This is a genomic window from Acidaminococcus intestini DSM 21505 (assembly GCF_000425045.1).
GTDB classification, from domain to species: Bacteria; Bacillota; Negativicutes; order Acidaminococcales; family Acidaminococcaceae; genus Acidaminococcus; species Acidaminococcus intestini.
The window spans coordinates 47,171-60,713 of sequence record NZ_AULA01000008.1 but is presented as its reverse complement, the minus strand read 5'-3'; the positions used below and the strand labels follow the sequence as shown (position 1 = coordinate 60,713).

Here is a 13,543-nt window from a genome sequence, read left to right as displayed (position 1 = left end):
TTTAGTGCTCGAAGGTCAGCGCATAGGTAATGATATGATCCTTATAGGATACAGAGATCTGTCCATCCAGGAGGGCGACCATCTCCTTTGCCATGGATAAGCCAATCCCGTAGCCAGGAATGGTGCTGTCATGGGAACTGTCACCGCGATAAAACCGCTCAAAATAATGAGAATAGTCCTCTCCTTCCCCTTTGGCATAAGCATTGGAAATAGCAATGACAAAACCTTGTTTGCCCCTTCGGGTCAGCGACGCTGCAATGGTTCCTTTGGCGTCACAGTATTTGACCGCATTATCCATGAGGATATTGATCAGCTCCACAAGGGAACGCTGGTCCGTCATAACAGGAAGGGTATCCGGTGCGGTTAGGGATAGGGTCTTATCATCCGCTTTGACAAGAGGCCTGAACTGCTCCACCGTATCCTTGAAAAGAGGCGTCAAATCCAGCTCCTCTTTCTGCAGGTCTTCCTTACGTTTTTCGCCCATCTTCGAAAGGGTGATGAGGCTCGAGATGAGGCGGGAAAGGCGCTTGACCTGCGTCAGGATATTGGCCGTCCACTCACTCTTTCCCTGAATGAGTTCCAAGGCTTCCGTATTGGCAGAAATGATGGCAATCGGGGTCTTGAGTTCATGGCCAGCATTGGTAATGAAACGCTTCTGGTTTTCCATATTATCGACGAAGGGCCGGATGATAAGGTTGCAAAGCCCGGTCAGGACAAGGACATAAACCAGAATGCAGCCAATACCAAAGCGCAGGGAATACCGGACAAAGCTTTCCACAGCTGCCACGTCCTTTGTAGAATCCATAATGACAATACGGTATTGATGATTGTCAAGGGGCGTCACCATATAGCTGTAACTTGCCCGGTTCTTGCGAAAGATTCCCCGATCCCTCTGTGATTCGATGACGCTCCGGACAACTTGGACCGCCTCACTTTCACTAAAGGAAGCAATGCGGGAAAGGTTGACATCTTCTACATTGCCGAGGCGGTCGAGAACAATACTAAAATAACGGATCTGATAGATCGATTCCGGGGAATCATTGTACCAGTCCGGATCCTCAATCCAGGAAGAGGGCCGTTCTCCTTCCCGCCGCGGCAGCTGCCCTCCATTTTCGGAGATACTTGTGAGGAGCGAAAAAACGGAGTGCTGCATACGCATATAGGAAATGGTATTGATGAGCCCCAACGCGCCAACCACAATGATGATAACGGCAAGAGTGCCTACGAGAATGAATTTGCGCCGCAGACGCTGGATTTCAGCCATTTGCGGCCTCCTGGGAAACAAGGCGGAAACTGCCATTTTCCTCACCTTCTATGGTGCAATGGCTGCCGATGGCCCGAAGTTTCTCCCGTAGATAAGAAATATATATCCAGACCACGCCAGGACCTTTTTCTTCCTCATCCTGCCAGACATGGGAAAGGAGCAGCTCCGTTGAAAGAGTTTTTCCTTCATTGAGCATGAGTAGTTTCATCAGGGCCGTTTCCTTAGCCGATAAGCGAACACTGCTGGTACATGAAAGTTCCCCTTCACCGACCTTAAGGGTAAGCGTACCCGTTGTGAGATCTTCCCTGTCCTTCTGACGGCGCCGCGTCATGGAACGGATGCGGGCAAGCAGTTCCCCCATGGCAAAGGGTTTCGTCAAGTAATCATCAGCGCCAGCATCTAGTCCCATGATACGGTCATCGACTTCTGATTTTGCCGTAAGAAAGATTGCCGGCGTTTCATTGCCGCTTTGCCGGATTTCGGAAAGAGCCGTTACGCCATCTTTAATGGGCATCATAATATCAAAGATGAGACAGTCATAGGGCTTTTGCGCAGCCGCTTCGACAGCTTCCGCCCCATTTTGCACAGTATCCACCGTATAGCCTGAATGGGTAAGGACAGCAGAAATGGCCATGCTCATGGCTTTTTCATCTTCAGCAAGCAAGATATTCATCCCTTAAGACTCCTTTTTATGATTTTTGCGGATGAGGTGGGAAATGGTCTGCATGGAAAGATCACAGGCCGCAAGCTCATCAGCACAGCGTTTCAATTCTTCGATGATAAGGGCAGGATCTTCAATATCCTGTTTGTATTTCACTTCATGTTCCAAACTTGCCCAGGAATCCATGGCAATGGTCCGCAGCTGCAGCTCCGCAAAAAAACGGCCTGGATTCTTTCCATCGATGTCTTCAAAAGGGGCCGTCACTTCAATAATGATGTGGTAACTGCGGTATCCATTCGGTTTTACGTGACTGATATAGTCTTTTTCCTTGATGATCCGGCAGAAAGTAAAGCTGCGGATGGCCTCAAGGTTGGTATAGATATCATCGATAAAACGACAGACAATCCGAATACCAATGGCATCATTTAGTTCCCGCAGAGCGGAGCGAGCCGATACGGGAAGCCCCTTTCTCACACACTTTTCGTTCATGCTGTCAATGCTTTTGACACGGTAAATCAAATGCTCATAGGCTGGCTCCCCTGTTCTTTCCTTGCAGACACGGCTATAGTCTTCAATTTTTCCAACAAGATAGGTCATGACGCGCTGCAGGGTCGGCTGCCAATCGGCATAGGATGGATTTTGTTGTGTCATAGTGGCATGGACCTCCTTTTACGGTTCTTTCTTTATTGTATCATAGCAGGTAGTCCCAAAAAGGAAATAATCTGAAACAAAATGAGCACAGTAAAGAAAAGGGATAAGGGAAACCTGTTCCCTTACCCCCTTTCCCCCGATTGATCCCCTATCAATGAAAAAGACACAGGATCACGTTGAGCACAATACTAACAACAATACAGCTGACAACAGGAAAATAGAAACTGCCATGCTTTCCCGTAATCGAAATGTCCCCCGGCAAATGCCCCAATGGGAGGAAATGGGGGCCAAACTCCACAAAAAGACCTATCACGACAAATAGGATGCCAATGGTAACCAGCAATCGACCCATGGATGCGCCCTCCCCCTTTTTAATTTACGCCCGGAAAGGCAGATACATACTGAATGGTAATATCAGGGAAACTATTGACGAATTGGACCGTAAAGTCCTCACCATATTCAACAAACTGCCACTCTCCAATTTCATCCGGGAAATAGTCAACCACTTTCACTTTAAGGTCAGGGAAAGCATTGACGACCTTGACCTTGATATCGGCATTATATTCAACAATGCGTACCTTCCCACTGAGACGAATCTTTCCAAAATACCCATCCCTGGATACACCAGAAGTCCATCCGGTAAGCGGCAGGGCAAAGACGAACAGTAACAGGCAAAAAGCAGACAGTATGCGTTTTTTCATCGGCCTTCCCTCCTTTCTCTTATTATAACAGAAATATGCCCTAAAAAAAGAGGATAAGGGAGAGTTATTCTACCCATAAAAAAAACTGTGAAGAAAGACGACACGCATTCTTCACAGCCAGTTGTACACTTATTTAGGATAATTATTGGACGTACTGTCCTTAAGAACGACGTCATGGGCTCCACCTTCGACAAGGCTGGTTGCAGAAACAAGGGTCAATTTTGCTTTTTTCTGCAGCTCAGGAATCGTAAGCGCCCCACAGTTGCACATGGTAGAGGAAATCTTGGCAAGAGTGACACCGACGTTTTCTTTTAGCGGCCCTGCATAAGGAACATAAGAGTCTACGCCTTCAACAAAGGAGAGTTTCTTATCTCCGCCCAGGTCATACCGCTGCCAATTGCGGGCACGGGCAGAACCCTCACCCCAATATTCCTTCATATACGTGCCGTTGATATTGACACGCTTGGTAGGGGATTCATCAAAGCGGGCAAAATAGCGTCCCAGCATAATGAAATCAGCCCCCATGGCAAGGGCGAGGGTCATGTGATAGTCATAGACAATCCCGCCGTCCGAGCAGATTGGCACATAGATTCCTGTTTCTTCAAAGTATTCATCACGGGCTTTGGCTACTTCGATGACAGCCGTTGCCTGACCGCGGCCAATCCCCTTTTGTTCACGGGTAATGCAGATGGAGCCGCCGCCAATACCAATCTTGATGAAATCGGCACCCGCTTCAGCCAGGAAGCGGAACCCTTCCTTATCAACAACGTTGCCGGCACCAACCTTCACCTTGTCGCCATACTTGTCACGGATCCACTTGAGGGTCCGTGCCTGCCATTCACTGAATCCTTCGGAAGAATCGATGCAAAGGACATCAGCACCAGCTTCGACAAGGGCTGGAACACGCTGTTCATAATCCCGGGTGTTGATCCCGGCACCAACCATATGGCGCTTCTGACCATCAAGAAGCTCCAACGGATACTGTTTGTGGGTCTGGTAATCTTTCCGGAAGACCATATAAAGCAGATTTCCGTCTTTATCAATAATGGGAAGGGTGTTGAGTTTGTTATCCCAAATGACATCATTGGCTTCTTTAAGCGTTATGTCCGCATCGCCAACCACCATTTCAGAAACTGGCGTCATAAAGTCCTTGACAAGATCCGTCATATGCATGCGGCTGACACGATAGTCACGACTTGTTACGATACCTTCGAGGTGACCATGACCGGAACCATCGCTTGTAACTGCGACGGTAGAGTGTCCCGTTTTTTCCTTTAAGGCAAGAACATCGGCCAGGGTGCTGTCTGGGCGAAGATTGGAATCACTTACGACAAATCCCGCTTTATAGCTTTTTACGCGAGCAACCATCGCGGCTTCGCTTTCCACAGATTGAGATCCATAGATGAAGGACAGGCCCCCTTCACGGGAAAGGGCCACCGCCATCCCATCATCGGATACGGACTGCATAATAGCAGAAACAAGGGGAATGTTCAGGCTAAGGGCCGGCTTTTCACCCTTTTTAAACTTTACCAGAGGGGTCTTGAGACTTACGTTCGCAGGAATACATTCGCTGGAAGAGTACCCAGGGACCAACAGATATTCACTAAAAGTATGCGCAGGTTCATCATAAATGAATGCCATTCTCATTCCTCCTTGAAGATATTTTCCCTATTTTATCACTACACTGTCACAAATGCAACAGTTATTTTACAAATTCCCCGTTTCCCGTCTTAAAAGGCGAGATATGGGAAGGAACGGCCCGAAGGCCGTTCCTATGATCAATCAGCGGTTCAGCGCTCTCCAGGCAATATCTTTACGATATTGGGCCCCTTCGAAATGAATGCGTTCTACAGCACCGTAAGCGCGTTCCTTTGCTTTTGCGATTGTTTCATCGACAGCCGTCACTCCGAGAACCCGGCCGCCATTTGTGACAATCTGCCCGTCCACTTCCTTGGTTCCTGCATGGAAGACCACGACATCTTCGAGCTTGGACGCTTCCTCAAGACCCGTAATGGCGATGCCCTTGGGATAGGAACCAGGATAACCGCCGCTTGCCATGACAACACAGACAGCAGCACCAGATTTCCATTTCACCATATCAGGACGAAGGGTTCCTGTTGCGCAGGCATACATCACTTCTGCGAGGTCCCCGTCGAATAAAGGCAGGACGGCCTGGGTTTCCGGATCGCCAAAGCGGCAGTTGAATTCAACGACCTTGATGGAATCCCCACTGATCATGAGACCTGCATACAGACAGCCAGAATAAGGCCGTCCTTCCTTTTCCAAAGCATCAATGACAGGACGAATAATCGTATCCAGAGTCTTTTGCTTAAGGGCCTCTGTCATCACGGGTGCTGGGGCATAAGCGCCCATGCCACCCGTATTGGGCCCCTTATCCCCATCAAAGACCCTCTTATGGTCTTGGGCTGGAATCATAGGAACAATGGTCTTGCCATCGGTAAAGCACAAAAGGGAACATTCCTCCCCTTCCATAAATTCCTCGATGACAACGCGACTCCCGGCACTTCCAAAACGATGCTCTTGCCCCATCATTTCTTCCAGCGCTTCCAGCGCTTCTTTTTTCGTCATCGCGACAACGACACCTTTACCGGCAGCAAGTCCATCGGCCTTGATGACAATCGGGGCCCCTTTTTCGCGAACGTAAGCCTTCGCTTCATCCAAGGAATCGCATACCTTGAAAAATGCCGTAGGCACGTGGTACTTTTCCATCAGTTCCTTGGAAAAGATCTTGGATCCTTCAATCTCTGCCGCCTTGGCCTTAGGCCCAAAGGCCTTGAGCCCATGAGCTTCAAAGACATCGACGAGACCCGCTACAAGGGGTGCTTCCGGCCCCACTACGGTCAGGTCGATGGCATGCGTTTCGGCCCACTGGGCCAGACCTTCAAGATTGGTCACATCCATGGGAACGCATTCTGCCAATCCCATCATCCCCGGACCGCCAGGAATCGCATAGAGCTTCTTCACCTTAGGACTTTGGGCGAGTTTCCAAACAATTGTATGTTCGCGGCCGCCACCGCCGATGACGAGTACATTCATACCAATAGGCCTCCTTTATGACAGCAGTTTCTCGAAATAGGCGCTGATGGCCGTATCATAATGCGCCGTATGGGCAAAAGCCTCATGGGCCAGCATCCGGCGCGTCTTAAGGTCCACGTCACCTTTTTCGTCAAGCATCTTCATGAGACTGGCATAGCGATCCGGATTCGTGATGACCACCACATCGTGGAAATTCTTTGCCGAAGCCCGAACCATGCAGGGACCGCCAATGTCGATATTTTCGATGGCTTCCGCTTCTGTCACGTTCGGTTTAGCAATCGTCGCTTCAAAAGGATACAGGTTGCAGACCACCAAATCAATCGGTTTAATGCCGTTCTTTTTCATATCTTCCATGTGTTTGGGATTGCTGCGCACCGCAAGGATTCCGCCATGAATCTTTGGATTCAGCGTCTTGACGCGGCCGTCCATCATCTCCGGCGTGCCCGTCACATCACTGACATAGGTCACAGGAATACCGGCATCCTCGATGGCTTTCATGGTTCCGCCCGTAGAAATGATTTCGATGCCTTTATCATGAAGGAAGCGGGCTAATTCTACAATGCCACGCTTATCAGACACACTGAGGAGGGCTCTTTTGATTGCCATAGCGATCACCTTATTCCTTTCTGATCTTGACTCTCCGCCCTTTAACGCTCAGGCGGTCTTCACACCATAGTTTCACAGCTTCCGGAAGGATTGTATGTTCTTCTACTAGGATCCTCGCGGCAAGGGTATCGTGTGTATCCTCATCGTAGACGGGAACCGCCCTCTGGAGAATAATTGGACCGGAATCCATGCCGGCATCGACAAAATGAACGGTACAGCCAGCAATCTTGACTCCATACTGGAGGGCCTGCCCCTGTGCGTCAAGACCTTTGAAACTCGGCAGGAGGGCCGGATGGATATTGATGATGGCGTGAGGCCACTTGGTCACAAATTCACCGCTTAAGATGCGCATAAACCCAGCAAGGACAACAAGCTCGACCCCCGCATTCCGCAAGGCGGCATCAAGGGCCGCTTCATAGGAAGCCTTATCCTTAAACTCCTGACGGAGAATGGTCTTTCCCGTGATTCCCGCTTTGGCCGCCCGTTCAAGGGCAAAGGCTTCCGGACTGTCGCTGATAACAAGGCAAATCTCAATGGGAAGGGATTCTGCCGCAATCTTATCAATGATGGCCTGCAAGTTGCTTCCTCGACCGCTAACAAGGACACCGATCTTTCTTTTATTCACCAAAAACGCCGCCTTTCATGACCGTCTTCTTTGTTCCAGGTACAACATGACCAAGTTCATAGAAGGTTTCCCCATTTTCCTTCAAATGGGCACGGACGGCATCTGCTTCATCGGCCCCGACAACAAGGACCATGCCGACACCCATATTAAAGGTGCGGTACATTTCCTTCCAAGGCACGTTGCCCCATTCCTGGAGTTTCTTGAAGACCGCCGGCATTTCCCACGCATCGGCATGAACTTCGGCATCACAGTCAGCCGGAAGAATACGAGGAATGTTTTCATAGAATCCGCCGCCCGTGATATGCACCATGCCGTGGAGATCGAACTTCTTGATGAGCGGCAGGCACGTACGGGGATACAGACGGGTCGGTGTAAGAAGTTCTTCACCGAGAGTCTTGCCAAATTCAGGGATATACGTATCAACCTTCATGCCCATCACGTCAAAGCAAAGCTTACGAACAAGGGAATAACCATTTGAATGGATGCCCGTGGAAGGAAGGCCCAAGAGCACATCACCGGCCTTTACCTTATCACCAGTAATCATCTTGTCCCGTTCGACCACACCGACGGAAAAACCGGCAATGTCATATTCATCTTTGGCATAAAAGCCGGCCATTTCAGCGGTTTCACCGCCAATAAGGGCACAGCCCGATTCTTTGCAGGCGCCGGCCACACCGCGAACGATGTCAGCAATCTTTTGGGAATCCACCTTAGCCGTTGCAATGTAATCGAGAAAAAAGAGCGGTTCCGCTCCCTGGACAAGGATATCATTGACACACATGGCGACTGCATCCTGGCCGATGGTGTCATGACGGTCCATGAGGAAGGCAATCTTGAGCTTGGTACCCACGCCATCAGTGCCGGATACAAGAACAGGATTCTTGTAGGAACCCAGGGCAAAAAGACCTCCAAAACCACCTAGGTCACCAATGACCTCCGGACGATAGGTCGCGCGGACACTATCTTTCATCAGTTCAACGGCTTTGTTGCCGGCATCAATGTTTACCCCGGCATCAGCATAGGTAATGCTCTTTTTCTCATCACTCACGATTGGTACCTCCTTAGCAGCCCATTTCAAATTGATACTTGGAACCTTGTTTCATCTCTTCATCTGCCCCATCAGGATACTTGGCATTGAAGCAGGCATAGCACATATCATCCGGATCAAGGACGGACAGGGATGACCGTAAGCCTTCCATGGAAATATAATGCAGGCTATCAGCTTTAATGTATTCACAGATCTCTTTTTCCGTCTTGGTCGCAGCAATCAGTTCCTTGCGTTCTGACGTATCAATGCCATAATAGCAGGAATTCATGACCGGTGGAGAACTGATACAGACATGGACCTGCTTAGCCCCAGCATCACGCAGGAGCTGGACAATTTTGCCGCTTGTCGTCCCGCGGACAATCGAATCATCAACCATGACGACAGACTTGCCCGCCACCAAACTGCGGTTGGCATTGAGCTTCAGCCGAACTGCGTTGAGGCGCTGTTTCTGCGTCGGCTGGATAAAAGTCCTTCCAATATATTTATTCTTTGTCAATCCTTCGAGGAAAGGTATTCCCTTTTCAAGGCCATAGCCAATGGCGGCCGGCGTCCCTGAATCAGGAACGGAAATAACGATATCCGCCTTGATATCCTTAGTTTCACGGGCAAGGATACGTCCCATATTGACACGGGCCAAATAAATGCTTTCTCCATCCATGATGGAATCAGGACGGGCAAAATAGACAAACTCAAAGATGCAATGGGCGCGGTGTTCTGGTTGATGCTGGGCATACATGAGGCTTGTCGGCTCTTTATCAGCATCATCGATAACAATCATCTCGCCTGGTTTTATGTCACGGACATAATGAGCACCCACCAAATCAAGGGCACAGGTTTCACTGGCAACAACCCAGCCATGATCAAGACGTCCCAAACAAAGAGGCCGAAAACCATAAGGATCACGGAACGCAATCAGTTTATCATTACTCATGATGAGGATGGCAAAAGCACCCTTGATTGCATTGGCAGCCTCCGCTACGCGCTCTTCCAAGGTCTTTTTGCGGGAACGGGCAATCAGGGACAGAACGACCTCGCTATCAACCGTAGTCTGGAATACGTGTCCTTCCTTGGCAAGCTCCTGCCGCAGGCTAGCTGCATTTGTCAAGTTACCATTATGGGACAGGCAGAGATTTCCCCCATCATAGAACACTTTCAAAGGCTGGACATTGTAAGTCATACTGCTGCCCGTCGTGGAATAACGGACATGACCAATGCCAATATATCCGTCAAGACCCTCGAGTCCTGATTTGAACACATCGGAAACAAGGCCCATATTCTTTTTCACATGGACGTTCTGTCCGTCGCTGACAATAATTCCCGCACTTTCCTGACCGCGGTGCTGCAGTGCAAAAAGCCCCCAGTACGTATTAAGTGCTACATCGTCTTTGTGGGAATAGATACCGAATACACCGCATTCTTCATGCAGCTTATCCGCTTCGTAGAAAAGGTCCCGCATAGTTCCTCCTTAAATGACAATCAATTAGTTAGAAGCACGGGCAGCTGCCAGCTTCTCCCCTTTGGCTCTGACTTCTTCTTTCATCTTGGCACGATAAGTGGCAAGCTTCCGAACCAGTTCCGGATACTTAAGGGAAAGGATTTCTACAGCAAAAATAGCCGCGTTCTTGGCCCCGTCGATAGCCATGGCTGCCACAGGAATTCCGCTTGGCATCTGGACCGTACTCAAAAGGGCATCCATTCCATTAAGAGCCGTTGCATTAATTGGCACCCCAATGACCGGAAGCGTAGTATACGCAGCTACGACACCACCCAAGTGAGCCGCCGCTCCTGCAGCGGAGATAATGACATCAACACCGCGGTCCCGAGCCCCTTCGGCAAAGGCCTTGACGAGTTCCGGCGTACGATGGGCGCTAGCAACCGTGACCTCAAGGTCAATGCCAAATTCCTGAAAGACTTTTTCAGCGCTCTCCAGTTTAGGCCAATCAGAATTGCTTCCCATGATCATTGCAACTTTCATCTTAAGCACCTCCGAATAAAAAAGACCCAGAGCCTACCATGAATCGATTACCATGAAACTTCTCTAGGGTCAGTTGAACAAATGCATAAATGCTGATTACATTCTATCAATCTGCAGCCTTGCTGTCAATTCTAATTCGAACTTTTATTTCATATATTACAAAATTGTTCATGCATAAGTGAGGCTTTCCTCGTCCCTAACAAGGGTGCTTCCTGCTCTGCCATAAGGCCACAAGAGATAGAAAAAGAGCTGCCCGCAGGCAGCTCATACATACACGAGTCAAGCAAAGCGTTTTTCCCATCCTGATTTTTGGTAATAGAGATAAAGCAGGAAACTGCACATCATCCACCCCAAGGGGTAGCCAAAAGCCATGAGATGCGGCTCATTTTGGATATGGGAGACAATGAAAAGATAGATTTGTCTAAAAAAGACAAAGGAAAAGAGCATGATGACCATTGGCGCCCGGGCATCGCCAATGCCCCGCAGAACGCCAGCGTAGACCTGGTTCAGGCAGGCAAAGAGAGCGAACCAACAGTTCGTTCGGATGAAAAGGGTGCCATAATAAACAACGTCTGGATCTGTATTGAAAATCCGAACGATCTCCGGGGCAAAGCAGAGTGCCGGCAGAGCCAGGATCAGCGTCCCGATTTCCGCCATTTTCAAGGCGACCTTATGACCCTCCTTGATGCGGGAAAGATTCCGGGCCCCGGCGTTTTGACCAGTAAAGGTCGTAACAGCTAAGGCAATGGTCATCATAGGCATGAGGATAAAAGCATCAATTCGGAAATAGACACCCCACCCCGTGGTGCTCGCCGCCCCAAAAAAATTGATATAGGCCTGGACAAAAACATTGGAAAAACTGGTGAGAGCCTGTTGAAATCCTGCCGGCATACCGACATCGATGATCTGCTTAAAAACAAAGGCGTGGATCTTCATGTTCCTGAAACGGATCTGATAAACATCATGGGAGCGATAGAGAACAAATAGGATAAGGAATGCCGAAACATATTGGCTCATGACGGTTGCAAGCGCTGCGCCGGCCACACTCATCTTGAGGGAAACCACAAAATAAAGATCCAGTACGACATTAAGTAGACTCGTAAAGATAAGGAAATAGAGCGGCCTTTTAGAATCCCCGACGGCCCGTAAGACGGCAGAGCCCATGTTATAAAGCATGGTACTTGTGGATCCCGTCAAAAGGATCCGGAGATACACCGTCGCAAGAGGCGTAATGGAGGGCGCCGTCCGCATGAATCGAACCATATAGGGAGCTCCCACATAACCAATTGCATCAAAAATAAGGGAAAGGATAAAGGTCCCCAGCAAGGATGTATGGATGGCTTTTTTTAGCATGTCCGGGTCATGGGCGCCAAAGTATTGGGAAATGATGACACTGGCCCCCGTACTGATTCCCATAAAAAGGCCAATCAGCGTATTGACGGCAGGCATCATGCTGGTAACCGCGCCCAAGGCGTCGGCTCCCACAAAATTTCCCACAACAAGACTATCAACGGTGCTGTACAGCTGCTGAAAAAGATTACCCAGCAAAAGCGGCAGTGAAAAAAGGAAAAGGCTTTTCCAGATACTCCCCTTCGTCATATCCATAGTGGTTGAGGAATGGGCCATAGCTTCAGCTCCTTTGCATGAAGAAAAGGAAGCGCCGCCACGGGCCCTTCCCTTTCCAGATGATTCAGTTCAATGACAAGAAAAAATGTCTTCGCTTCCTTATTTCAGGAGACTGCGGTCCTCAAAATAATTGATCCGCATAGACCGGCGAACCTCAGCGAGGGTCTCTCCAGCCTTTTGGGAAGCTTGTTTGCTTCCTGCTTCAAGGATGTCATACACGTCGTCCGGGTGTTCTTCCCACGATCTGCGGCGGGTACGGATCGGTTCAAGGAAGGTCTCCATGACCTTATTGAGGAACTTCTTGATTTTCACATCCCCTAAGCCGCCTTGGCGGTAGTGATCCTTCAGTTCATCAAGGTTATTATATTCCGGCAGGAACTGCGCAAAATGTTCTGGTTTCGAAAACGCGTCAAGATAAGTAAAGACCGTATTGCCTTCCACGTGCCCCGGATCGGAAACCTGGAGGTGAGTGGGATCCGTGTACATGGACATGATTTTCTTTTTCACGGTTTCAGCATCGTCGGAAAGATAGATACAGTTGCCCAAGGATTTGCTCATCTTGGCTTTGCCATCAATCCCTGGCAGCCGATAACAAGCTTTATTAGGCGGCAGATAAATATCCGGTTCCGTCAAGGTTTCCCCGTAAACGGAATTGAACTTGCGCACAATTTCCCGACATTGTTCGAGCATAGGTTCCTGATCTTCCCCAACGGGAACATGGGTGGCATGGAAAGCCGTAATATCAGCAGCTTGGCTTACAGGGTAGCAGAAAAAGCCAAGGGGCACGCTGTTTTCAAAGTTCTTCTGCTGAATTTCCGCTTTAACGGTCGGGTTGCGCTGTACTCGTGAAACAGTAACAAGATCCATATAATAAGCAGTCAATTCATAAAGGGCCGGGACCATGGACTGGATAAAAATGGTGGCCTTTTCAGGGTCAATCCCTACAGCCAGATAATCGAGGGCAACTTGCAGTACATTTTGACGAACTTTTTCGGGATTTTCTGCATTATCCGTGAGTGCCTGGGAATCGGCAATCATAAAATAGATTTCATCGAAATCACCGGAATTCTGCAGTCTTACGCGATTTTGCAAGGACCCAACATAATGACCGACATGAAGATGACCCGTAGGACGATCCCCTGTTAAAATAATTTTTTTCATAAACCGATGCTCCTTCTTAGGATATTCCTTCGTTTTGACCGGTCATTCCCTAAAAAAGGAGACCGGAACGGTTCTTTCTTTGTATAACTATACTATGATTCTGTTTATTTTTCAAATAGCTGGCAAATCTTTTGAGATAATGACCAAAAGGATCATTTTGTCCCCGAA

At 49.0% G+C, this 13,543-nt stretch carries 14 protein-coding genes; all 14 read right to left on the bottom strand.

Annotated elements, in window-relative coordinates:
• Nucleotide 1: 1 nt before the first annotated feature.
• The 14 genes from H503_RS0103755 to trpS all read right to left on the bottom strand — a co-directional run bounded on the left by H503_RS0103755 (nucleotide 2) and on the right by trpS (nucleotide 13,375).
• Nucleotides 2-1,264: a sensor histidine kinase gene (locus H503_RS0103755; protein WP_014128430.1), complete on the bottom strand. Its 1,263-nt coding sequence runs from the start codon at nucleotides 1,262-1,264 to the stop codon at nucleotides 2-4.
• Nucleotides 1,257-1,937: a response regulator transcription factor gene (locus tag H503_RS0103750; RefSeq protein WP_009016086.1), complete on the bottom strand. Its 681-nt coding sequence runs from the start codon at nucleotides 1,935-1,937 to the stop codon at nucleotides 1,257-1,259. The genes H503_RS0103755 and H503_RS0103750 overlap by 8 nt, the downstream gene beginning before the upstream one ends.
• Nucleotides 1,938-1,940: 3 nt before the next feature.
• Nucleotides 1,941-2,576: a GTP pyrophosphokinase gene (locus H503_RS0103745; protein ID WP_026385444.1), complete on the bottom strand. Its 636-nt coding sequence runs from the start codon at nucleotides 2,574-2,576 to the stop codon at nucleotides 1,941-1,943.
• Between the two features lie 151 nt (nucleotides 2,577-2,727).
• Complete coding sequence (locus H503_RS0103740; RefSeq protein ID WP_026385443.1) at nucleotides 2,728-2,928, bottom strand: DUF2905 domain-containing protein; 201 nt, start codon at nucleotides 2,926-2,928, stop codon at nucleotides 2,728-2,730.
• A gap of 19 nt (nucleotides 2,929-2,947) precedes the next feature.
• Nucleotides 2,948-3,277 (bottom strand): 7(1) septoil knot domain-containing protein, encoded by a 330-nt coding sequence (locus tag H503_RS0103735; RefSeq protein ID WP_009016088.1) that lies wholly within the window; start codon nucleotides 3,275-3,277, stop codon nucleotides 2,948-2,950.
• A gap of 129 nt (nucleotides 3,278-3,406) precedes the next feature.
• Nucleotides 3,407-4,918: an IMP dehydrogenase gene (locus tag H503_RS0103730; RefSeq protein WP_009016089.1), complete on the bottom strand. Its 1,512-nt coding sequence runs from the start codon at nucleotides 4,916-4,918 to the stop codon at nucleotides 3,407-3,409.
• 141 nt (nucleotides 4,919-5,059) lie between these two features.
• Nucleotides 5,060-6,334 (bottom strand): phosphoribosylamine--glycine ligase, encoded by a 1,275-nt coding sequence (gene purD / locus H503_RS0103725; protein ID WP_026385442.1) that lies wholly within the window; start codon nucleotides 6,332-6,334, stop codon nucleotides 5,060-5,062.
• A gap of 15 nt (nucleotides 6,335-6,349) precedes the next feature.
• Nucleotides 6,350-6,940, bottom strand: coding sequence for an IMP cyclohydrolase (locus tag H503_RS11760; RefSeq protein ID WP_014128428.1), 591 nt, complete (start codon nucleotides 6,938-6,940; stop codon nucleotides 6,350-6,352).
• Nucleotides 6,941-6,950: 10 nt separating this feature from the next.
• Nucleotides 6,951-7,565, bottom strand: a complete 615-nt coding sequence (gene purN / locus H503_RS0103715) for a phosphoribosylglycinamide formyltransferase (RefSeq protein ID WP_009016092.1) — start codon at nucleotides 7,563-7,565, stop codon at nucleotides 6,951-6,953.
• Entirely contained in the window at nucleotides 7,558-8,613 is a 1,056-nt protein-coding gene (gene purM, locus H503_RS0103710; RefSeq protein WP_009016093.1) for a phosphoribosylformylglycinamidine cyclo-ligase, read from the bottom strand. Before purM ends, purN begins: the two co-directional genes overlap by 8 nt.
• A 13-nt stretch (nucleotides 8,614-8,626) precedes the next feature.
• Complete coding sequence (purF, locus tag H503_RS0103705; protein ID WP_009016094.1) at nucleotides 8,627-10,069, bottom strand: amidophosphoribosyltransferase; 1,443 nt, start codon at nucleotides 10,067-10,069, stop codon at nucleotides 8,627-8,629.
• A gap of 24 nt (nucleotides 10,070-10,093) precedes the next feature.
• Complete coding sequence (purE, locus tag H503_RS0103700) at nucleotides 10,094-10,588, bottom strand: 5-(carboxyamino)imidazole ribonucleotide mutase (protein WP_016459534.1); 495 nt, start codon at nucleotides 10,586-10,588, stop codon at nucleotides 10,094-10,096.
• A gap of 279 nt (nucleotides 10,589-10,867) precedes the next feature.
• Nucleotides 10,868-12,214: an MATE family efflux transporter gene (locus H503_RS0103695; protein WP_009016096.1), complete on the bottom strand. Its 1,347-nt coding sequence runs from the start codon at nucleotides 12,212-12,214 to the stop codon at nucleotides 10,868-10,870.
• A gap of 99 nt (nucleotides 12,215-12,313) precedes the next feature.
• Entirely contained in the window at nucleotides 12,314-13,375 is a 1,062-nt protein-coding gene (gene trpS / locus H503_RS0103690) for a tryptophan--tRNA ligase (RefSeq protein ID WP_009016097.1), read from the bottom strand.
• Nucleotides 13,376-13,543 lie beyond the last annotated feature (168 nt).

Bases quoted from the DNA above. Each gene is read 5' to 3' on its own strand.
- H503_RS0103755 (WP_014128430.1), bottom strand. From the start codon at position 1,264: ATGGCTGAAATCCAGCGTCTGCGGCGCAAATTCATTCTCGTAGGCACT.
- H503_RS0103750 (WP_009016086.1), bottom strand. From the start codon at position 1,937: ATGAATATCTTGCTTGCTGAAGATGAAAAAGCCATGAGCATGGCCATT.
- H503_RS0103745 (WP_026385444.1), bottom strand. From the start codon at position 2,576: ATGACACAACAAAATCCATCCTATGCCGATTGGCAGCCGACCCTGCAG.
- H503_RS0103740 (WP_026385443.1), bottom strand. From the start codon at position 2,928: ATGGGTCGATTGCTGGTTACCATTGGCATCCTATTTGTCGTGATAGGT.
- H503_RS0103735 (WP_009016088.1), bottom strand. From the start codon at position 3,277: ATGAAAAAACGCATACTGTCTGCTTTTTGCCTGTTACTGTTCGTCTTT.
- H503_RS0103730 (WP_009016089.1), bottom strand. From the start codon at position 4,918: ATGGCATTCATTTATGATGAACCTGCGCATACTTTTAGTGAATATCTG.
- purD (WP_026385442.1), bottom strand. From the start codon at position 6,334: ATGAATGTACTCGTCATCGGCGGTGGCGGCCGCGAACATACAATTGTT.
- H503_RS11760 (WP_014128428.1), bottom strand. From the start codon at position 6,940: ATGGCAATCAAAAGAGCCCTCCTCAGTGTGTCTGATAAGCGTGGCATT.
- purF (WP_009016094.1), bottom strand. From the start codon at position 10,069: ATGCGGGACCTTTTCTACGAAGCGGATAAGCTGCATGAAGAATGCGGT.
- purE (WP_016459534.1), bottom strand. From the start codon at position 10,588: ATGAAAGTTGCAATGATCATGGGAAGCAATTCTGATTGGCCTAAACTG.
- H503_RS0103695 (WP_009016096.1), bottom strand. From the start codon at position 12,214: ATGGCCCATTCCTCAACCACTATGGATATGACGAAGGGGAGTATCTGG.
- trpS (WP_009016097.1), bottom strand. From the start codon at position 13,375: ATGAAAAAAATTATTTTAACAGGGGATCGTCCTACGGGTCATCTTCAT.